This is a genomic window from Streptomyces sp. TAA486, assembly GCF_000426165.1.
In genome coordinates this window covers 232,375-253,219 of sequence record NZ_AUEV01000015.1, presented here as the reverse complement: position 1 = coordinate 253,219, position 20,845 = coordinate 232,375, and the positions used below count along the sequence as shown (strand labels likewise).

At 70.9% G+C, this 20,845-nt stretch carries 17 protein-coding genes; 5 read left to right on the top strand and 12 right to left on the bottom strand.

What is annotated here, in order from left to right; genetic code table 11:
• The first annotated feature begins 204 nt into the window (after positions 1-204).
• Positions 205-1,947: a sensor histidine kinase gene (locus tag I004_RS0121295; protein ID WP_051345276.1), complete on the top strand. Its 1,743-nt coding sequence runs from the start codon at positions 205-207 to the stop codon at positions 1,945-1,947.
• A gap of 73 nt (positions 1,948-2,020) precedes the next feature.
• On the opposite strand, the gene I004_RS0121290 is transcribed toward I004_RS0121295, so the two are convergent.
• Positions 2,021-2,725: a response regulator transcription factor gene (locus I004_RS0121290; protein ID WP_028437166.1), complete on the bottom strand. Its 705-nt coding sequence runs from the start codon at positions 2,723-2,725 to the stop codon at positions 2,021-2,023.
• A gap of 199 nt (positions 2,726-2,924) precedes the next feature.
• Here I004_RS0121290 and I004_RS0121285 point away from each other — a divergent pair, with 199 nt between their 5' ends.
• Positions 2,925-3,491 carry an Rv1733c family protein gene (locus I004_RS0121285; protein WP_028437165.1) on the top strand — a complete coding sequence of 189 codons (567 nt, stop codon included), beginning with the start codon at positions 2,925-2,927 and terminating at the stop codon, positions 3,489-3,491.
• Between the two features lie 94 nt (positions 3,492-3,585).
• Here the strand turns inward: I004_RS0121285 and I004_RS0121280 are convergent, their stop codons facing one another.
• From I004_RS0121280 to wrbA, 3 genes are all read right to left on the bottom strand, one after another.
• Positions 3,586-4,587: an Acg family FMN-binding oxidoreductase gene (locus tag I004_RS0121280; protein ID WP_037977227.1), complete on the bottom strand. Its 1,002-nt coding sequence runs from the start codon at positions 4,585-4,587 to the stop codon at positions 3,586-3,588.
• 290 nt (positions 4,588-4,877) lie between these two features.
• Positions 4,878-6,704 carry a glycoside hydrolase family 3 protein gene (locus tag I004_RS0121275; protein WP_028437163.1) on the bottom strand — a complete coding sequence of 609 codons (1,827 nt, stop codon included), beginning with the start codon at positions 6,702-6,704 and terminating at the stop codon, positions 4,878-4,880.
• A 284-nt stretch (positions 6,705-6,988) separates the two neighbouring features.
• Positions 6,989-7,633 carry an NAD(P)H:quinone oxidoreductase gene (gene wrbA, locus I004_RS0121270; protein WP_028437162.1) on the bottom strand — a complete coding sequence of 215 codons (645 nt, stop codon included), beginning with the start codon at positions 7,631-7,633 and terminating at the stop codon, positions 6,989-6,991.
• A gap of 893 nt (positions 7,634-8,526) precedes the next feature.
• Here wrbA and I004_RS0121265 point away from each other — a divergent pair.
• The gene (locus I004_RS0121265; protein WP_028437161.1) at positions 8,527-9,543 is read left to right on the top strand and encodes a sigma-70 family RNA polymerase sigma factor; all 1,017 of its coding nucleotides are present in this window, start codon (positions 8,527-8,529) and stop codon (positions 9,541-9,543) included.
• A 272-nt stretch (positions 9,544-9,815) separates the two neighbouring features.
• Here I004_RS0121265 and I004_RS0121260 read toward each other — a convergent pair whose 3' ends face one another.
• Positions 9,816-10,877 carry a P1 family peptidase gene (locus I004_RS0121260; protein WP_028437160.1) on the bottom strand — a complete coding sequence of 354 codons (1,062 nt, stop codon included), beginning with the start codon at positions 10,875-10,877 and terminating at the stop codon, positions 9,816-9,818.
• 44 nt (positions 10,878-10,921) lie between these two features.
• On the opposite strand from I004_RS0121260, the gene I004_RS0121255 reads away from it, so the two are divergent.
• Positions 10,922-11,134 (top strand): hypothetical protein, encoded by a 213-nt coding sequence (locus I004_RS0121255; protein WP_028437159.1) that lies wholly within the window; start codon positions 10,922-10,924, stop codon positions 11,132-11,134.
• A gap of 7 nt (positions 11,135-11,141) precedes the next feature.
• Here the strand turns inward: I004_RS0121255 and mscL are convergent, their stop codons facing one another.
• The 6 genes from mscL to I004_RS35225 all read right to left on the bottom strand — a co-directional run bounded on the left by mscL (position 11,142) and on the right by I004_RS35225 (position 17,210).
• Positions 11,142-11,666, bottom strand: coding sequence for a large conductance mechanosensitive channel protein MscL (mscL, locus tag I004_RS35230; protein WP_037977134.1), 525 nt, complete (start codon positions 11,664-11,666; stop codon positions 11,142-11,144).
• Between the two features lie 72 nt (positions 11,667-11,738).
• Complete coding sequence (locus tag I004_RS40425; RefSeq protein ID WP_486580157.1) at positions 11,739-11,885, bottom strand: hypothetical protein; 147 nt, start codon at positions 11,883-11,885, stop codon at positions 11,739-11,741.
• A gap of 704 nt (positions 11,886-12,589) precedes the next feature.
• Positions 12,590-13,435 (bottom strand): S-methyl-5'-thioadenosine phosphorylase, encoded by an 846-nt coding sequence (locus tag I004_RS0121240; RefSeq protein WP_028437157.1) that lies wholly within the window; start codon positions 13,433-13,435, stop codon positions 12,590-12,592.
• 122 nt (positions 13,436-13,557) lie between these two features.
• Positions 13,558-13,965, bottom strand: coding sequence for an FmdB family zinc ribbon protein (locus tag I004_RS0121235; RefSeq protein WP_028437156.1), 408 nt, complete (start codon positions 13,963-13,965; stop codon positions 13,558-13,560).
• Between the two features lie 66 nt (positions 13,966-14,031).
• Positions 14,032-15,459, bottom strand: coding sequence for an ABC transporter (locus I004_RS0121230; protein WP_028437155.1), 1,428 nt, complete (start codon positions 15,457-15,459; stop codon positions 14,032-14,034).
• A gap of 254 nt (positions 15,460-15,713) precedes the next feature.
• Positions 15,714-17,210 (bottom strand): potassium/proton antiporter, encoded by a 1,497-nt coding sequence (locus I004_RS35225; protein WP_051345275.1) that lies wholly within the window; start codon positions 17,208-17,210, stop codon positions 15,714-15,716.
• Positions 17,211-17,430: 220 nt separating this feature from the next.
• Between I004_RS35225 and I004_RS0121220 the strand changes: the two genes are divergently transcribed.
• Entirely contained in the window at positions 17,431-20,133 is a 2,703-nt protein-coding gene (locus I004_RS0121220) for a penicillin acylase family protein (protein ID WP_028437154.1), read from the top strand.
• Between the two features lie 56 nt (positions 20,134-20,189).
• On the opposite strand, the gene I004_RS0121215 is transcribed toward I004_RS0121220, so the two are convergent.
• Complete coding sequence (locus tag I004_RS0121215) at positions 20,190-20,801, bottom strand: 5-formyltetrahydrofolate cyclo-ligase (protein WP_028437153.1); 612 nt, start codon at positions 20,799-20,801, stop codon at positions 20,190-20,192.
• Between the last annotated feature and the right edge of the window lie 44 nt (positions 20,802-20,845).

Here is a 20,845-nt window from a genome sequence, read left to right as displayed (position 1 = left end):
CTCCCAAGCCCCCTCACGCTTCAGTGTCGGACCGGGCGCGGTGTGCGGGGGAGGGGCGGAGGAACCCCGGTGTGCCGCCGGTCGTCCCGTTCGTCCGGGCCGCCCGGCCGCTGCTGACCGGCCGCGCCAGTGCCGTTTGGCCCTTTCAGAGCTACTGTTTGGACTAGAGAAACGGACAAATCCCCCTATCCGTGCGGAGGGGTGATGAGCGGCACTGTGCATCACACGGACGGCGACGGTCCCGGCCATCTGTCCCGTATGCAGCTCGACGACCTGCTGGAGGAACTCCAGGTCCGCATCGACGCCGTGCGCGGCACGCGGGACCGCATCCACAGCCTGCTCGACGCCGTTCTCTCCGTTGGCCGCGAACTCGAACTCTCCCAGGTGCTGAAGCGCATCACCGAGGCCGCAATGCTGCTCGTCGACGCCGAGTACGGCGCACTCGGAGTGATCGGGGAGGACGGAAGGCTCTCCCAGTTCATACCCGTGGGAGTGACCGAGGAGCAGGCTCAGGCCATCGGTGTCCTCCCGGCAGGGCGCGGGCTGCTGGGTGAACTGATACGGAACCCGGTGCCACTGCGGCTGCCCGACCTGAGCCGGCATCCGTCCTCGGAGGGCTTTCCCCCGAACCATCCCCCGATGCGTTCCTTCCTCGGGGTCCCCATCTGGGTGCGCGACGAGGTGTTCGGCGACCTCTACCTGGCCGAGAAGCGGGAGGGGAAGGAGTTCGACGGCGAGGACGAAACCGTGCTGTCGACCCTGGCCGCGTCGGCGGGCGTCGCCATCGAGAACGCGCGGCTCTACGAGGAGGCGCGCTACCGCCAGCGCTGGATGGAGGCGAACGCCGAGGTCACACGGGCACTGCTCTCCGGAGTAGGGGAGCGGCGCGTCCTCGGGCTGATCGTGGAACTTGCCCGCACGATCCTCTCCGCCGACCTCGGTGTGCTGGCCCTGCCGGAGGACGGCGGCGAGTCCTTCCGCATGGCGGTCGCGGCAGGGACCGACGCGGAACAGCACAGAGGGTTGCTGCTGCCCCGCGAGGGCTCCTTCGCCGGAGCCGCCGTCAAAGCGGGCGAGGGGATCACGAGCGCCGACGTGGAACACGATCCGCGCATCACGGTCGGGCCGCCGCGCTGGGCGGGCCTCGGGCCTGCCGTGGCGGTGCCGATGGTCGCCGAGGATGTGCCCAGGGGGGTGCTGCTGCTCGCCCGGGCCAAGCAGGGCCAGCCCTTCGCCGAACCGCAGATCACGCCGCTGAGCGCCTTCGCCGCGCAGGCCGCCGTCGCGATGGAGCTGGCCGAGCGCCGCCGCGACGCCGAGCAGATCACGCTGCTCGAGGAGCGCGACCGCATCGCCCGTGACCTGCACGATCTGGCGATCCAACGGCTGTTCGCGACGGGTATGACCCTGCAGAGCGCCACCCGATTTGTCGACCACCCGAAGGCACGTGAGCGGCTGCTCAGGGCCGTCGAGGACCTCGACGCCACCATCAAGATCATCCGCTCGACCATCTTCGGCCTGCGCGCGCACGAGAACGAACCGGGTGGTGACGGGCTGCGCAGCCGCGTGACCCTGGCGGTACAGGATGTCGCGTCGGCCCTGGGCTTCACGCCGGTGCTCCGCATGGGCGGCCTGCTCGACACGGACGTGCCCGGTTCGGTCGCGGACGAGGCGGTGGCGGTGCTGCGGGAGGCGCTGTCGAACGTCGCACGGCATGCCGGGGCCACCAGCGTGGAGGTCGCGGCCGAGACGACGGCGGAGACGTTCACGCTCAGCGTCGTCGACGACGGCTCCGGGATTCCGGAGGGCAGTCACCACAGCGGGCTGCAGAACCTCTCGGAACGGGCGGAGCGGCTCGGCGGAGAGCTGCGCCTCGGCGCACCTTCCGGCGGCGGTACGAGGCTGATCTGGCGTGTCCCGCTGAACGGCGCGGGCGCCGGGATCTGAGCGGCCGGTTCACGGCGGGGTCGAGACCAGGGGCCGCGCGCATGGCGCTCGGTCGCCGCTGTGGCTCGGTCGCTCAGTGGCGGCGGTGCCTCTCCTTCTCCTGGGCCTGCACCTGCGTCGCCATCACGGCCGCCTGCACGCGGCGCTCCACCCCGAGCTTCGCCAGGAGCCGGGAGATGTGGTTCTTCACCGTCTTCTCCGACAGGAACAGACGCTTGCCGATCTCCTGGTTCGTCATCCCCTCGCCGATCAGGTCCAGGATGTCCCGCTCTCGGGGGGAGAGGCCCGCGAAGGCGTCCTCCGGGTGCTCTTCCTCGCGGGCGTCCGGACCGCGCAGGCTGCCCATGAGCCGGGCCGTCGTGGCCGGGTCCAGCATGGACTGGCCGGCCGCGACCGTGCGTACGGCCGAGACGAGGTCCGAGCCGTTGATCTGCTTGAGCACGTAACCCGAGGCACCCGCCATGATCGCGTCCAGCAGCGCGTCGTCGTCGTCGAAGGAGGTCAGCATGAGGCAGGCCAGCTCGGGCATGCGTGAGCGCAGCTCGCGGCAGACGGTCACGCCGTCGCCGTCGGGCAGCCGCACATCGAGCACGGCCACGTGCGGGCGGAGCGCCGGGCCGCGGGCGAGGGCCTGCTCGGCAGTGGCGGCCTCGCCGATGACCTTGATGTCGGCCTCGGACTCCAGCAGGTCGTGCACGCCGCGCCGCACCACTTCGTGGTCGTCGAGAAGCAGGACCTTGATCGGGTTCTGCTCGGAGTACGTCCGCAGTTCGCTCATGTCGCACCCCTTCCCCTGGCGGATGCCGCTCTCCGCATCGTCGCCCTGCCGGGGACCGGCCGAATAGGGCCGAACGGACCCGAGCGGGCCGAGGAGAGGGCCACTCGTACCAGCATCGGTGGACCGTCCGGCCCCCTTAGGGAACGCGCGGCAGATCACCTCGCTCCCGTGGCTTTGCCGCCGCGAGGGGAGTCGCCACATGAGGGCGAGGAGATGGCTGTGGCGCTGGCGGAAGAATCCGCTCAGGCGCCGATCCGACCGTGCCGAGGCATGGGCGGGCATCACAGCCGGAGTGATCATGGCGGTGAGCGCGCCGCTCACCGGGGCGCTCACCTCGGACGCGGTCGTCGGCAACCTCAGCGATCAGCCGGGCCTTCACCGCACGTCCGCCGTGCTGCGCGAGGACGCTCCCTCGACGGACGGCATCTCGACCGTCTCCGACGACCCCACGGTGCTCACGAAGGTCGAGTGGAGGACGCCTGGCGGCCACACCCGCTCGGGCCGGGCGCCCGTGAAGACCGGAACCCGGGAGGGCACGCACATTCCGCTGTGGCTGGACCGTGAGGGGATGCCGCACCAGCCGCCTCCGGGTCCCGCCGAGGTGACCGTGCAGGGCGGTGCCGCCGGCGGTGCCGTCGCCGTCGCCACGTGCTTCCTGGTGGGAAGCGGCTGCTGGGTGGTGCGCAGGCGTATGGACGCCGCGCGCTACAAGGCCTGGGAACGCGAGTGGGCCACGGTGGGGCCCAGGTGGAGCCGCCACGACTGAGGGCTGCCTTCTGGGGGGCTGCGCACTGAGCGCCGGAACCGAGCGAGCGCCGGAACCGAGCCGTACGCCGGGCCTCAGGGCGCCCGCTCGACCCTCACTGCACGACCTCGAGCACCTCACTCACCGGACGGCGCGGTGTTGGCCGCCCCAGCGGCCCGTATCCCAGCCGGATCACCATCTGCACCGGGCCCGCTCCCCACACCGGGTCACGCAGCAGCCAGCGCAGCTCCGAGCGCTCCAGGGCCTGGGTGGCGAAGGAGGTGGCCAGTCCCTCCCGCGTGGCCATCAGCAGCGTCCGCTCCATGGCCTGCCCGGCGGCCAGCCAGTCGTGGGGGTGGTCGTGCTCGGTGCAGAGCAGCCCCAGGAGCGGCATGTGCTCGAACGGCGCCGTGCCGGGGTCGGAGTCGCCCGTCTCGCTCCTGCCCCGTGCGAAGTCGCGCACGGGCGCCCTGCCGTCGCCCCGGCGGGGGCCGAAGCTGGTCTGCGGGATTCCGTCCGTGACCGCGTCGGAGAGCTGCACGCCGGTACGTACCCAGCGCTGCTCGTCCGGGTCGCCGGAGTGCGCCGAGCTCAGCTCCGCCTCCTCGATGACATCGAGTACGAGCGACAGGTGCCAGCCCGAGAGGAACGCCAGCCGACCGCCTTCCGCGCGCGCCTGCGCGACCAGACGGTCCGCGAGCTCGTCGGGTATCGGCCGCTCGTCGAACGGGTGGCGGCTCGTGCGCCGCTCGGCGATCGCCGCGTAGAGCAGTGCCAGACCGGGGTCGATGGTCCCCGCCGACTCCCTCAGCGACACGTGCGCGAGGGTCTGCCAGTCGTCCGGGTCGGGCAGCGGCGTCACGACGGGGCGGAACCCCGCGTGCTGAGCTGCCACCCGTAGATTGAAAAGCGCCGCGCCGCAGCCGAGATGCAACGCTCGCAACTGCGGGTCGGCGTGCGGCATGGCCCGCTCCGGGTCCGCCCGCAGGGTGATCGAGTCGCCGCTGCGGCTGTACTGGAACCGCCACGGCTGCGCATTGTGCATGGACGGTGCCATGGAGGCATCGCGGACGAGATTCTCGACCACCTCGCTCCGTGCGACTGAGGTGGAGGACATGAACACTCCCTGCTGTTCGACTGCGGCGGCCACCGCCCCGGGGCCGTCGTCGACGAACCTCACGAGCCGGGTCCGCGGCGTCCGTCTACGCGCTCAACACTCCTGCCGTGGTCGAACCGCGCCGAGGGCCCGTGAGGTCCCGTCGAGGGGGCCGAACGTCCCCCTTGTCAGGAGCACCGCACAGGGGACAGCGCCCCGTCCGAGGGAAGGACGGGGCGCTGCACCGAGGAGTCCGCGGCCGTGACACCGGACGGTCCCGCACCGGGCCCCCCGCGCGTCAGCGGCCGTGATCAGTAGCCGAGGCCGTGCCCGTACTCGTAGAGGGTCCCGCCGCCGTCGCCGAGGGCCGGGATGCTGACCGGGAGCTTGCCCGCCGGGTCGATGTCGCCGTACAGGGCCCGTACGAGGGACGTCAGTGACGGCCTCCCGTACGAGAACGTGGCCAGGTACGCGGGCACGTCGGGGAAGCGGCGGATGTCGTAGGCGTTGCGCACCGCGACCGCGACGACCGGCTTGCCTGTCTTCATCAGCGCCTTGACCAGGTCCGCCTGTGCGGCGCCCTTGTCCTTGGGGGACGCGGCGGCGTTGGTCAGGACGACGGTCACGTCGTGCTGCCCGGCCGCGGTGACGGCCTCCTCGATCTTCGCGGCGGCGGGGGTCGCGCCGGTCGCCAGCGGGGTGGCCCCCTGGCCCGACCGCTTGCCGACCGTGTCGGCGACGGTGCCGACCTGGCTCGCGTCCCAGCCGGTGACGAGGACCGTGCGCTTGGCGTCCGAGAGGGGCAGGGCGCCGCCCTCGTTGCGCACCAGCGTGACCGTGCGGTCGGTGATGCGGGCGCAGTCCGCGGCGTGGCGGCGGTTGCCGACGACTCGGGCGGCGCGCTTCTCGTCGACGTACGGGTGCGGGAAGAGGCCGTTGCGCAGCTTGTGCTCGAGGATGCGGAGGACGGACGCGTCGAGCCTGCCCTCGGTGACCTCCCCGCTCTCGACGGCCTTGAGGACGGCGGCGTGGGCGGTGTCGGCCTTCGGCGCGAGGACGAGCTGGTCACAGCCGGCCTTGAGCGCCCGTACGGGAGCGACGTCCGGCGGGAAGTCCTCGGTGGCCCCGCCCATGTCGAGGGCGTCGGTCACGATGAGGCCGCTGAAGCCGAGTTCCTCGCGGAGCAGCCCCGTCACGATGGGCTTCGACATGGTCGCCGGGACGCCGCTGGAGTCCAGGGAGGGGACGACGATGTGGGCCGTCATGATCGTGTCGACACCGCGTGCGATGGCGGCGCGGAACGGCGGCAGATCGATCTCGTCCAGCTCTGCGCGCGTGTGCTTGATGACGGGCAGACCGGTGTGGCTGTCGACGTCGGTGTCACCGTGGCCGGGGAAGTGCTTTGCGGCGCTGGCCACTTCGCCGCGGTGGTAGCCGCGTACGGACTCGGCGACCAGCTGCGAGCACAGCGAGGGATCGGAGCCGAAGGAGCGGACGCCGATGATCGGGTTGTCCGGGTTGATGTTGACGTCGGCGACGGGCGCGTAGTTCTGGTTGATGCCCATCGCGGCGAGCTCGGTTCCGATGATCTCGGACGAGCGGCGGACGTCGCCCTGCGTACGGCCCGCCGCCAGCGCCATGTTGCCCGGCAGCTGGGTGGCCGGCTCCAGCATGCGGAAGACGACGCTGCCGCCCTCCTGGTCGATGGAGACCAGCAGCGGGATGCGGGCGCCGGTGCGCAGCGACGCGCGCTGAAGACCGTTGGAGAGGCCGGCGACCTGGCTCGGCTCCTTCAGGTTGTCCGGGCCGCGACGCGCGTCGAAGTAGATGACGCCGCCGGGACGGTACTTGGCGACGACCTCCGCCGGCGTCGAAACCCCGTACAGCTCCTTGTTCTTGGCGTGCTCGGTGTCCGCCGACTTCCCGTAGACCTCGACGACGAAGAGCTGCCCGATCTTCTCCTTCAGCGACATGCGTCCGAGCAGGGCGCGCGCCGCGCGCCGGTTGCGCTCCTTGTCCTCGGCGGCCGCCTGTGCCGTGCTCCCCGGAAGGGCGAGGGCCGCCGCGATGCCGGCCGCTCCGACTCCGGCGAGGATCTGTCTGCGGGTGGTGGGCTGTGACGGCGGCGTCTGCTGCATATGGGTGCTCCTCACACGGGTCCCATGAAGCCGGGCATACGGGAGCGCACATCGTTGCAGCGGGGCGATTGGAGGACCAGACGCCGCGCGGATGTTCATCGGTCCAGTCCACTGGCGGCGGGGCGCCTTCAGCCCGGTCGGGGCGCGGCCGGCGGAGGTTGCGAAGGCGGACGGGTCGAGGTGGTGCAGCCGTGTGGGAACCGGCACCCGCACCCGGCCCGCAGATGCGCGGGCCGGGTGCGCACGGGCCGGTGTGCGGGAGCCGGGGCGCGGGTGCCGAGCCGTCAGGCCGCCAGCCCGGCCTTGACCCCGCGGGCGATGCGGACCACGCGCTCGGCCTGAACCCGCGCTGCCGTACGTGCGGTCTCGTCCACCGGGTTGGCGCCCTGGGCGTCGGTGTGCGACGTGCCGTAGGGGTTGCCGTCGGCGAACTTGGACGGGTCGGTGTACCCCGGCGCGGCGATCAGCCCTCCGAAGTGGTGGATGGTCGTGTACAGGGCGAGCAGCGTCGATTCCTGGCCGCCGTGCTGCGAGGCGGAAGAGGTGAATCCGCTGTAGACCTTGTCGGCCAGCTTGCCCTCGGCCCACAGGCCGCCGAGCTGGTCGAGCACCTGCTTCAGCTGGGACGAGACGTTCCCGAAGCGGGTCGGCGTACCGAAGAGCACGGCATCCGCCCAGTCCACGTCCTCGGGGGAGGCCTCGGTGATGTCGGCGGTCGCCCGCTGGTTCTCCGCCCAGGCGGGGTTGGAGTCGATCGCGGACTGGGGCGCCAGTTCGGGTGCGCGGCGCAGTCGTACCTCTGCGCCCGCCTTCTCCGCGGTCTCGCCGATCTCCTTGGCGAGGGAGGCGATGGTGCCGGTGGAGGAGTAGTAGATGACGGCGACCTTGAGCTGGGCGGAGCCGGCGTCGGCCGTAGTCGGGGTGCTCATGGAACTCCTGTCCAAGTGACGTGCGATTTCTGTGCGTTGCGGTACCACGGGCACGCGCACGCACACGTCCTCCCGTCCGGGGGTCGTTGAAGCGGCAACTACCCTGTCTTTCGGTGGCCATTCACTGTCACGCGGGGGGATACGGCGCCCGCGTGGGTCCGCGAACCGCACACGAGGCGGTCACGGGGCGCGGCGCGCCTGCTCGGCGGGGGCGGGTCGAGGGCTCCGACCGGGCGGACGGGCTCGCCTGAACCCTGACCTCGTGCGTGGGCCTCCGATGCGGACCGGGAGCCAGGTCACCAGGCTCGGCCCCGGTCGGCCCGCGGCAAGCGTGATCGCGTCGGTCGGTGCGACTGAACCCGAAGGAGCCCGGAGCCTCCGGGCAAAGGAGCCCGGAGGGCCCCAGGCCGAGGGCGACCCCGGAAAGATTGGCCGGATGCGGTTCTACTGGTTCCGGTTCGGGTCGTGCGGTGGCGGTTTTCTTGCGGTCGCCACCGGCCGGGGGCCGACTTTTCCGGAAGAGCGGGCGTTCCGCGCAACTAACAGCCCCTCCGAGTCGTCTCTCTGGTGGAGGGCATTCGTCGAGGGTCCTGCTCAGCAGGCGTGACGAACGGTGCCGAAGACGGCGGACGGCTCGCCGCGCGGATGCCGCGGATACCGAGCGGCTCCTCGGATCTTCCCCCGGCACGCGCTCCGACCAGTGCCTTCAGGGCCCATCGGCCCCGGTTCCCCGAACGCGGCCGGACAGGGTACTGCATGATCAGGAAAATGACGCGCCGGTTGGGAATTAAGTCCGGTTTCCGCTCGTTGTTTCCTACGGATGGGGGCACCCGGGGGGTGTCCGACCCAAGCCACCGACCAGATTGAACGAGTCCACTCGCAAGGGAGCACGCATGGCAACCCGTGCCGTCGCCCGTCGTCAGGCCACCGCGACCGGTGCCACTGACACGGCAAGCAGTGTTCGCGCCGCAGGCAGCGAAGTCGCGGACCGCGACCTGGTCGGCATGTATCTCGACGAGATCGCGCGCACACCGCTCCTCGACGCGGCAAAGGAAGTCGAGCTGTCGCTCGCCATCGAGGCCGGGGTCTACGCCCGGCGAATACTGGACAAGGACGAGGAGCCGCTGGGCACCGAGTCCGCGAGCGCGACAGCGACCCGCGAGGAACTGGAAGCGATCGTCGCCGAGGGCGAGCGCGCCAAGGACGTATTCATCCGTTCCAACCTCCGTCTCGTCGTGGCCGTGGCCCGGCGGTATCCGCGCAGCGGACTGCCCCTGCTGGACCTGATCCAGGAGGGCAACGCCGGCCTCGTCCGCGCGGTCGAGAAGTTCGACTACCGCAAGGGCTTCAAGTTCTCCACGTACGCGACGTGGTGGATCCGGCAGGCCATCACGCGCTCCATCGCCGACCAGTCCCGCACGATCCGGCTTCCCGTCCACCTCGTGGAGGAGCTGGGCCGCATCCGGCGCGTCCAGCGGGAGTTCAACCGCGAGAACGGTCGTGAGCCGGAGCCCGAGGAAGTCGCGGCCGAGCTGAGCTCCACGCCGGAACGCGTCGTCGACGTCCTGGACTGGGCACGTGACCCGGTCAGCCTGAACATGTCCGTCGACGAGGAGGGCGAGACGCAGTTCGGCGACCTGCTGGAGGACACCTCCGCGGCCTCGCCCGAGCAGTCGGTCCTGACGCTGCTGCGCCGTGAGGAACTGGACGGGCTCATCGGCCGCCTCGACTCCCGTACCGCCTCCATCATCAAGGCGCGCTACGGCATGGTCGACGGCCGGGAGCGCACGCTCACGGAGGTCGGCAAGCAGCACGGGCTGACGCGTGAGCGCATCCGGCAGATCGAGAAGCATGCCCTGCTGGAGCTGAAGAAGCTCGCCTCGGACACCGGCTTCGACGCGGCCGCCTGACGGGCGAGCCGTGGTCCCGGCCGGTGGGGTCGGCCCGCGGCGTGTCGCGGCGACGGACGGGAGAACGAGAACCGCATATCGAGCGGCGGCGACCACGAGCCCCCCGGAACGAGTCCCGGTGCCTTCCCCCGAGCGCCGGGACTCTTCTCTGCCCGGTGCGACGTGGCTGGGCGGTGCGGCGATCCGGCCGTGCGGCAGTCCTGCCGCGCCGCCCGGAGACCGGCTGCCCGGTGGCTGCCTCCTCAGCTGCCGGCGTGGGGAGAGTCCCGCCGTCAGCCCCGGCGGCCGGAGCCGTACAGGTCCCGGTAGGAGGGGAACACGCCGCCCGGCCCGTCCACCCCTTCCGCCGCGAGCACGGCCTTGACCACAGCTCTCATCAGCACGTCCGCCGCGGCGGCAAGGAGATCGTTCAACTCCCCGTCCCCCAGGGAGCGTTCGCAGGTCGCCAGGGTGAACACGGTGTCGCCGTCGTGCATGAGGTGCACCGGCCGCAGCGCGCGCGCCAGTCCGTCGTGGGCGGTGCCGGCCATCTTCTGGGCCTGGGCGCGCGTGATCGTGGCATCCGTGGCGACCACCGCCAGCGTCGTGTTGAGCGGAGGCCGCAGCACACCCGCCGAACGCCTGCCCGTCTCCTCCCGGGCCTCGGTGAGCTGTCGCTGCGCCTCCGAGTGCGTGCTGTCGTTCGGCACATGGGGCGGCCGGTCCCACATCTCTCCGTAGAGGACGCCCGTGGCAGGGTCCACCGCCGAACCGGCCGCGTTGACGGCGGTGACCGCGCCGACGGTCACCCCCGAGGGGAGCACGGTGCTCGCCGTGCCGGTGCCGCCCTTGAGACCGCCGACAACCGCGCCCGTGCCCGCCCCGACGTTGCCCTGCGCAACCGGCGCCCCCGGCTCCGTCGCTGCCGCGGCCTCCACGGCCTTGCGTCCCAGTGCCGAGTCGGGGCGGGCCCGCCAGTGGCCGCCACGGCCGAGGTCGAAGAGGACGGCCGCCGGTACGACGGGCACGACCTGCGCCGGGTCGGGGCCCACGGGCACGCCCCGGCCTTCCTCCTCCAGCCAGCTCACCACCCCCGAGGCCGAGTCGAGTCCGAAGGCGCTGCCACCCGTGAGCACCACCGCGTGAATGCGTTCCACGACGTTCCGTGGGTCCAGCGCGTCCGTCTCCCGCGTGCCCGGGGCCCCGCCGCGGGAGTCGACCCCCGCCACGGCGCCGCCCTCCGGAGCGAGCACGACGGTCGTGCCGGTCAGCCAGCCGGGCCTGTCCGCCGCCGTCCGCTGCGCATGGCCGACCCGCACACCCGGCACGTCCGTCAGAGCGTCCTGAGTAGTCATGCGGCATGGATACCAGGCGTGGCGGGACGCCGTAGGCTTCATGCATGACCACCGGTTCGCACCAGCCCGCCGACCCGGCTGCCCGGCTCTCGTTCGACGATCCGCTCAGCCTGCGCTCCGCGGACGACACGGACAGCGGCTGGGGCGACGGCCAGGCGGGCGACGGCAGCACAGGCAGTGGATCCCGTGGCGGGCAGTCCGGGAGTGCCGCGGATCTGGCCCGCTTCCTGGAGGAGAAGCCGCCGCACCACCTGTGAGGCCCGGCTACTGCTTCTCCGTGCCCACCGTCCCGTCCTGACCTTCGCGCTGCCGGCCGACCGGCGCGTCCGAACCAGTGCGCTGCGCGGCGAGCAGATCGCGGATCTCCGTCAGCAGGTCCACCTCGTTCACCTCCGGAGGCGCCTCCGGAGTGTTGCTCTTCGCGGCCAGGCGCTCCTTGTACCTGGTCATCGGAAGGATCATGAGGAAGTAGACGACGGCCGCCGTGATCAGGAAGGTCAGCGAGGCGCTGAGCACCGGACCCCAGTTGATCGGGACGCCCTGCACCACTTCGCCCGTCGTCCTGTTGATCTCGCAGGGGGCCTTCAGGCAGGACCTGTAGTTGTCCAGGTCCTTCGTCCCTATCGCGCCCACAAGCGGGTTGATCAGGCCCTTGACGACAGAATCCACGATCTTGCTGAAAGCCGTGCCGACGACGACGGCAACGGCCAGCTCGACCACGTTGCCGCGCATCAGGAATTCCCTGAATCCCGTCAGCAGGCCCTTCTTCTCGCTCTCGACAGCTGTCACGCTCTTCGACCCGTCTCGTGTCGACTCCTGTGCGGTACGGACAGCGGCGCACGAGGCGAGCGGATCGCCGACTCAGCACAGCGTCACCGCCAGCCTGCCGGCGGCCCCCGCGCCCGCGAGCGCGGTGGCCGTCCCGCGCGGCACTCTGAGCACGACAAGTGCTCCGTCGTCCGCTGCGCCGACCGGCCCAGTCTCCACGGACCTGGGCACTCGATCCACCCGCGCGCTCCTGGCCACGACCCTCGCCCGCCCCGTCCCGTCCGGTCCGGCGATCACATCGACCCTGTCTCCCGGGTGGAGGAGCCGCACGGACGCGGCGTCCGCGATCCGCACCGGAGCGGAGACGGCGGCGCCCGGCTCCCGCCCGCCCGTGGGATGCCGATGTGGCCGTGATGCGGTGGCGGTCGGGCCCGGAGGGGAGGCCCGTCCGACCTCGGCATGGGCCGGATCCGCACGCTCGCCGCGGGGGACCCAGGCCGCGAGCGCCGCCGCTGCGACAGCGAGCCCGGTGGCCGTGACACGTCGCCGTCCGCGCACGATCCGGCGAAGGCGGTGTCGGCCGCGAGAGGCCGGACGTACCGGTGTCAGGTCAGGCACCGCACGGGGTCCTGGCACGTGGCCGGAGGCGCGGCGGCCGTGGGACCGCGCATCGCGGCCCTCACCGCGGCCGCCCATGCCACCACCATGGAACCGCTGTTGAGAATCCCGGGGCATCACGATCACCGCCTGCAGTCGGAGCGTCGGAGAATCCGTCTTCCGCTGCCAGACTGCAGGCTTGGCGCCGCCTCCGGAGAAATCAGCCGAGATCTGTGGATAAGCGGGCAGCTGTGGACAACCCCGTCACGCAGGGGAGTTGCCGAGCAGCCCCCCAGGCGCACGCGGGGCAGCCCGCGCCACCCGCCGCCCTCGCCGGCTGCAGCCCTCTAATCCCGCGGAGCGCCCGGGAGTTCGATGCCCGGGTCCAGTCCGCCGAGCGACTCCGCGCACTGGCACTCGCGCTTCTCGGGCAACTTCCCGACCGCGTCGAAGAGCACCTTCCGCAGCCGTCCGACGTTCTCCCCGAACACGCGCAGCACTTCCTCGTGCGAGACCCCCTCGCCCGTCTCCGCACCCGCGTCCAGGTCCGTGACGAGGTTCAGCGAGGAGTAGCAGAGCCGCAGTTCGCGGGCGAGCACGGCCTCCGGGTGGCCGGTCATGCCGACGACGGACCAGCCCTGCGCGGCGTGCCACTGCGACTCGGCGCGTGTGGAGAAGCGGGGCCCCTCGACCACGCACAGCGTGCCGCCGTCGACCGCCTCCCAGCCCTGCTCCCGCGCGGCGGACAGGGACGCCTGCCGCCCTGCCTCGCAGTACGGGTCGGCGAAGGCGAGATGCACGACGTGCGGCACGGACCCGTCGGGCAGCGGCTCACCGTCGAAGTACGTCTGCGTACGCGACTTGGTGCGGTCCACGAGCTGGTCGGGCACGAGCAGCGTCCCTGGCCCGTACTCGGGGCGAAGACCGCCCACCGCGCACGGACCCAGCACCTGCCGCGCACCGACGGAGGCCAACGCCCACATGTTCGCGCGGTAGTTGATGCGGTGCGGAGGCAGATGGTGCTTGCGGCCGTGCCGCGGCAGGAAGGCGACGCGACGGCCGGCCAGCTCACCGATGAACAGCGAGTCGCTCGGCGTGCCGTACGGAGTGTCGACCGTGACCTCGGTCACGTCGTCGAGGAAGGAGTAGAAGCCGGAACCGCCGATGACGCCGATCTCTGCCTGTTCACTCATGCGGCCACCCTAAGGGGAGCATGCGGACGCGCGCTGGCGGGCCGTGAAGCCCGCCACAGCAGTTCAGGGGCGGGCGCCCAGCAGGGGCCCCGCCCGTTCCTCGAGAGGTCTCAGTCGCGCCTTCAGGCGGCCGAACTGCCGGCCTTGCTCGTGCTATTGGAGCCGTTGCTGCCGGACGAGTTCGACGAGGAGGACGAGGAGCTTGCCTTCGCCGAGTCCGAGGAGCCCGAACCCGAACCCGATCCGGAGCCGGATCCGGAGCCGGAGTCCGAGGACGAGGTCGACGAGGAGTCGCCGTTGCTCTTGGACGACGATTCGGAGGAGCCGGAGGACGACTTGCCGGAGTTCGTCGAACTGCGGCTGTCGTTCCGGTAGAAGCCGGAACCCTTGAAGACGATGCCGACGGCCGAGAACACCTTCTTCAGGCGGCCCTCACAGCCGGGGCACTCGGTCAGCGAGTCATCGGTGAACTTCTGCACCACCTCGAGGCCCTCGCCGCACTCGGTGCACTGGTACTGGTACGTCGGCACGTTCTCCTCCTGGCACTCTTACTCGGTGAGTGCTAACGACGCTCCATATTGCAGTATTCCCGCGCCTCAGTCCACCGGGACAGGTGGACGGTGACCCAGCCCACCTCCGGACGAGCGATCTCCCGGGCGTACCGCGAGCCGACGGCGGAAGACGACCAGTGCGGCCAGCGCCAGCCCCGTACCCGCGAGCGGCGCGAGGAAGCCCGCTCCGGCGCCCGCCGCGTCCGTCAGCTGACCGGCGGCCATCGAGCCGGACGCCTGCCCCAGTGCCACCGCGCCCGTCAGCCAGGTGAACGCCTCCGTGCGGAACGCCGCCGGGACCAGCAGCTCGACCAGCGTGAAGCCCGTGATCATGGACGGCGCGACCCACAGCCCCAGCACGAGTCCGAGACCGCCCAGCAGCGGGAGCAGTGGCGTCAGTTGGGCCGTCACGGCCATCGCGAGCGCCGCGAGGACGAGCACCGGATAGGCGATCAGCAGCCGCACATCGGCGCTCCGTCTCCAGTGCACCGTTCCGACGGCGAGAGCCGCCGACATGTTGCCGGCGGCGAAGACCCCGTACAGCACGCCGTTGAGCTCCGGGGCGCCCGCGGACTGTGTGAACGCCGCGACCGAGACCTGCATGCCGCCGAAGACGGTGCCTATGCCCAGCAGGGCGGCGATGAGAACCCGCACGCCTCTGACGCCGAGCGCCGAGTGGGCGCCGCCTTCGCCGCCCGTGGAGCCGCCGCCCGAGCCCTCGCCGGTGGCGCTGCCGGCACCGGCGTTGCGGCGGCGGGTCCCCGCGTGCACCTCCGGCTGAGTGCCTCGCTGCGCGGCGAAGAGCAGTCCGCTGCCCAGCATCAGGGCGACCTCCGCGGCGAGGCCGGCCGCCGGGTGCACCCCTGTGCACAGCGCCGTCGCGAGTACGGGGCCGACGACGAAGCTGAATTCGTCCGTCACCGACTCGAAGGCCGCCGCTGTCGTGACGAGCGACGGAGCGGCCCGGTCGCCCTTGCCGCTCACGCCGTCCGCGTCGCCGCTGCCGCCCTTGCCGTTCCGGCCTTCCGCATCGTCCCGGCCTCCCAGGCAGGCCGACCAGCGTGCCCGCACCATCGGGCTGATCTGCGGGATGGTCGCACCGGCCGGCACTGCGGCCGCGAACAACGTCCACAGCGGCGCCTCGTGCAGCGCCAGCACGATCAGCGCCGAGACCGACAACGCGTGCAGCAGCACGAGCGGAACCAGCACGGCACCCTGCCCGAACCGGTCGGTGAGCTTGCCGCCCTGCGGTGCGAGCAGGGCCATGGAGACCCCTGAGAGCGCGATGACGATGCCCGCCGCCCCGTACGAACCGGTGGTGTGCTCAACGAGCAGCACCGTGCCGACGCCGAGCATCGCGATCGGCTGCCGTGCCAGGAAGCCGGGTATCAGGAAGCGCCATGCGCCGGGTGTGCGCAGCAGTGCGCCGTAGCCGCTCCGGCGGTCGCCGGTCGCTGTGGCCGGGGTTGCCACGGCCGAGCCTCTCTGCCACCTGGTAGCGCGCTGCTGCGCCGAAGGCTGTCCTCTTGCGCGGTGCCGGCCGGCCGCGCCAGCCCTGCGTCAGGCGGGAACGGTGAATTCTCTTGCCCTCTGGAGGATAACGGCCACGTCGGCACCCGTGATCCCCGTGAACCGGCCCCGTGAGGCCCTGAACCCGCCCCCGAACCACGCCCCCGAACCACGCCCCCGAAGTGGTCCGGATCCGCGCCCCGAGCGGATCTCGTGACTCAGCCCCGCGGTGACCCGTGAAGCCAGCCCGCGAGCTTGCCGCCCCGGCCGACGTCCAGCAGCCGCTTCTCCGCCGCGTCCCGTACCGGGTCGGTCGCCACGACGAGCAGTTCGTCGCCGTGGCGCAGCATCGTCGTCGGCAGCGGTACGAAGCTCTTGCCGTCGCGTACGACGAGCGTGACCGCCGCACCCGGCGGGAGGCGCAGCTCGCCGACCTCGACGCCGTGCATCTTCGAGTGCGCGGGGATGGCCACCGACAACAGGTGGCCCCGCAGCCGTTCCAGGGGCGCGGACTCGATGTCGATGTCCATCGGTTCGTCGCCGTCGCTCAGGTTCAGTTTGCGCGCCAGCCAGGGCAGCGTCGGCCCCTGCACCGCCGTGAAGATGATCACGAGCATGAAGACGATGTTGAAGATGCGTTCGCTGCCCCCGACGTCGGCGACGCGTGGGATCGTCGCGAGCACGATCGGCACCGCTCCGCGCAGCCCCGCCCACGAGAGCAGCGCCTGGTCGCGCCAGCGCTGGTCGAAGGGGAGCAGGCTGCACACCACCGACAACGGACGGGCCACGAAGGTCAGGACGAGCCCGACGCCGATCGCCGGCCAGAAGTCGTCGAGCAGGTCGTGCGGGGTGACCAACAGGCCCAGCAGCACGAAGAGTCCGATCTGCGCGATCCATGCCAGCCCGTCGGCGAAGCCCCGCACGGCGGGCCGGTGGGGCAGCTTGGCGTTGCCCAGGATCAGCGCCGTCACGTAGACCGCGAGGAACCCGGAGCCGTGCAGCATCGCGCCGCTCGCGTACGACAGCACGCACAGCGCCATCACGGCGATCGGATAGAGGCCCGAGGCGGGCAGTGCCACCCTGCCGAGCCCCATTCCGCCCAGCTTCCCCACCAAGAGCCCGATGATCAGTCCGATGGTCAGTTCCAGCAGGAGTTCGCCGATGAGCACGTACCAGTGGCTCGGCGAGAAGTGCAGCTGGGAGAAGGCGACGACGAGGATGACGACCGGAGCGTCGTTGAAGCCGGATTCCGCCTCCAGCACACCCGCCAGCCGCTTGGGGAGAGGCACCTTGCGCAGCACGGAGAAGACGGCGGCCGCGTCGGTCGAGGAGACGACGGCGCCCACGAGCAGTGCCGTCTGCCAGGTGAGACCGATGAGGTAGTGGGCTGCGGACGCCGTGACGAGCACGCTCACGGCCACACCGACCGTCGAGAGGACGGCGGCGGCCGGTACCGAGGGGCGGATTTCACGCCACTTCGTGCTGAGGCCGCCCTCGGTCAGAATCACCACCAGGGCCGCGTAGCCGAGTGTGCGGGTCAGTTCGGCGTTGTCGAACTGCACGCCGAGGCCGTCCTGCCCGAGGGCGATGCCGATTCCGAGATAGACCAGCAGGCTGGGCAGCCCGCTGCGCGATGAGAGTCTTACCGCGGCGACCGCGAACAGCAGGACGAGGGTGCTGAGGAGAAGCAGTTGGTTGAGGCGGTCGACACTCAGGGGCGGATCCTCTCTCTCGCTCGAACCGCGAAGTCCCTTCCAGGTTCGTCAGTTCGTTCGCGTAGCTAACAATTTACCATTGCTTGAATGTCGTGGACGGTCGGGCTGTGACTCCCTGTGTAGCGCTGCTCCGGCTCCGCCTATGGTTGGTCCGGCGTGGCTCCGTCAGCTCCGCTCCGGTCCTCACGCCCAAGGTCCACCCTGCCCTCGAAGGACAGCGATGCCCGCCAAGAAGACCTCGCGACGCGCCCGTCTGCTCGTGATCGCCGTCGTGCTGCTGCTCGTGGCCGGTGTCGGCGGCGGGACGTTCTGGACGATCAGCACGGTCCGCGACTCCTTCCCCCAGACCAGCGGCTCACTGAAGCTGAAGGGCCTGGAGGATCCGGTGACCGTCCAGCGGGACCGCGAGGGCATTCCGCAGGTGTACGCGGACAGTTCGAGCGACCTGTTCACCGCGCAGGGGTACGTCCAGGCACAGGACCGCTTCTGGGAGATGGACGTACGGCGGCACATGACGTCCGGGCGGCTGTCGGAGATGTTCGGACCGGGCCAGGTCAAGACGGACGCCTTCCTGCGCACCCTCGGGTGGCGAAAGGTCGCCGAGCGCGAGTACGCGGGGCTGTCCAAGGAGACCAAGGACAACCTCAAGTCGTACACCGCCGGCGTCAACGCCTACCTCAAGGACCACAAGGGGTCCGCCGCCTCCCTCGAGTACGCCGCCCTCGACCTCTCGAACAGCTACTCCCCGGAGAAGTGGGACCCCGTCGACTCCGTGGCCTGGCTCAAGGCGATGGCCTGGGACCTGCGCGCCAACATGTCGTCCGAGATCGACCGCGCGCTCATGGCCGGCCGCCTTTCCAGCAAGCAGATCGCCGAGCTGTACCCGGACTACCCGACGGAGCGGAACAAGCCGGTCACCGAGGGTGCGATGGACCCGGCCACCAAGGAGTTCGACCCCAAGGGCCGGTCGGCCGCCTCCCCGAACGACGCTGCCGGCGCGCAGCAGGCCGTACGGAGCGCGGGCTCGCAGCTCAGCTCCGTCGCCACCCGCCTCGACAAGATCCCCGCGCTGCTCGGACCGAGCAACAGCGGGATCGGCTCCAACTCCTGGGTGGTGTCGGGGAAGCACACGACGACCGGCAAGCCGCTCCTGGCCAACGACCCGCACCTGTCACCGCAGTTGCCGTCCATCTGGTACCAGATGGGGCTGCACTGCCGGAACGTCTCCAAGGCCTGCCCCTACGACGTCTCCGGGTTCACCTTCGCCGGGCTGCCGGGCGTCGTCATCGGGCACAACCAGGACATCTCCTGGGGCATGACGAACCTGGGCGCGGACGTGACCGACCTGTACCTGGAGAAGTTCAAGGACGGCGGTTACCTGTACGACGGCAGGCGCCGTTCGTACAAGACGCGCAAGGAGACCATCAAGGTCGCCGGCGGTGCGAACCGGGAGATAACGGTCCGCGAGACCAACAACGGCCCGGTCCTCTCCGACCGGGAGAGCGAACTGCGCAAGGTCGGTGAGGAGTCCCCCGTCGACAACGTCGCACCGGACCGCGGCGACGGTTACGGGGTCTCGCTGCGGTGGACGGCGCTGAGCCCCACCAAGACCATGGACTCCGTCTTCAAGATCAACCGTGCCGCGGACTTCAAGGAGTTCCGTGCCGCCGCACGCGACTTCGCGGTTCCCTCGCAGAACCTGATCTACGCCGACACCAAGGGCAACATCGGCTACCAGGCGCCCGGGCGCATCCCGGTGCGCGGCGAGGGGGACGGACGCTACCCGGCGCCCGGCTGGGACTCGCGCTACCGGTGGAAGGGCTACGTACCGCAGAAGGCGCTGCCCTGGGAGTACAACCCCGGCCGCGGATACATAGTCACCGCCAACCAGGCCGTGGTCGACGAGAAGAAGTACCCCTACACGCTGACCAAGGACTGGGGCTACGGCACCCGCAGTCAGCGCATCAACGACCTGATCAGCTCGAAGATCGCCGACGGTGGCAAGATCTCCATGGGCGACATGCAGACCTTGCAGATGGACAACAGCAGCGAGATCGCGAAGCTGCTGGTACCGCGCCTGCTGAAGATCAACATAGAGGACGGGTACGTGCGTGAGGCCCAGCAACTCCTCGAGGGCTGGAACTACACGCAGGACGCCGACTCCGCTCCCGCCGCGTACTTCAACGCCGTCTGGCGCAACATGCTGCTCCTCGCCTTCGGCAACAAGCTGCCCAAGGAGCTGCGGGTCAAGGGCGACTGCCTCAACGTGCGCCCCACCGACGAGTCCGGCCCCGTCGAGGACCTCCACGGCAAGACCCGGCTGGTGCGCGAGTGCGGCATGCGGGACACGGCCTCGGCGCAGCCCGACGGAGGCGACCGCTGGTACGAGGTCGTGCGCAACCTCATAAAGGACGAGGACAGCGACTGGTGGAAGACGCCGGGCAACAACGGCCGCCCCGGCGACAAGAACCTCGACGACCTCCTCGCGCACGCGATGAAGAACGCCCGCTGGGAGCTGACGTCCAAGCTCGGCAAGGACATCGACTCCTGGAGCTGGGGCCGCCTGCACCACCTGATGCTGAAGAATCAGACCATAGGGACCGACGGCCCGGGCTTCATGCAGTTCCTGCTCAACCGCGGACCGTGGGACCTGGGCGGCGGCAAGGACGCGGTCAACGCCACCGGCTGGAACGCCGCGGGCGGCTACGACGTGATCTGGGCGCCGTCGATGCGGATGGTCGTCAACCTCGCCAACTTCGACAAGTCCCGCTGGATCAACCTCACCGGCGCATCGGGGCACGCCTACAACCCGCACTACGTGGACCAGATGGACAAGTGGTCCGAAGGGGCCCTGCTGCCCTGGGCGTTCAGCCAGCGGGCGGTGGAGAAGGGCACGGACGAGAAGATGGCGCTGACGCCGTAGTCACGGCCCGCACCGGTCCATCACCGGTGCCGGCGCCGCGGGGTGGGGCCGGGCGCTCAGGCGTGGTGCGGTGGCGGCGCCGTGAAACGGTGGATCGCCGAGGGCGTCACCGCCGCCGCCACGGGCAGGTCGTGCGGCTCCGCCGGTACGGCGCCGACCAGTTCGGCGTCGTACAGGAGCACTGCGAGTGCCGGGCGCGCACCGGACGCCCCGATCCGCGCCAGCACCCGGTCGTACGAACCACCGCCGCGGCCCAGCCGGATGCCCTCACCGTCGACGGCCAGGCCGGGCAGCAGCACCGCGTCCGCCTCCGTGACCGCCTCGGGTCCCAGGCGTGGGCCATCGGGTTCCAGCAGCCCTCTCCGGGCCTTCGCGAGCCTGTCGGGGCCCTCGTACACGCCCCAGTCCAGATCGTTGTCCGGCAGCAGCACCGGCAGCAGTACACGCACGCCCTGCGTGCGCAGCGCCTCCAGAAGCGGCCCCGTGCCCGGTTCCCGTCCTATCGAGACATACGCCGCGACAGTGCGCGCCTCGGCCAGTTCCGGCAGCTCCAGCGCCCGTTCGGCGAGGACGGTCGCCGTCGCTTCCGCGTCCCTTGCGGTCAACTTGGCCCTCACCGCGAGGATGCTCTCCCGCAACGCGTGCTTACTAGCGTCGTTTTCGCCCACTGCCGCTTCGGATCCCTTCCGCCTCGCGCGCTGTTGCTCATAGC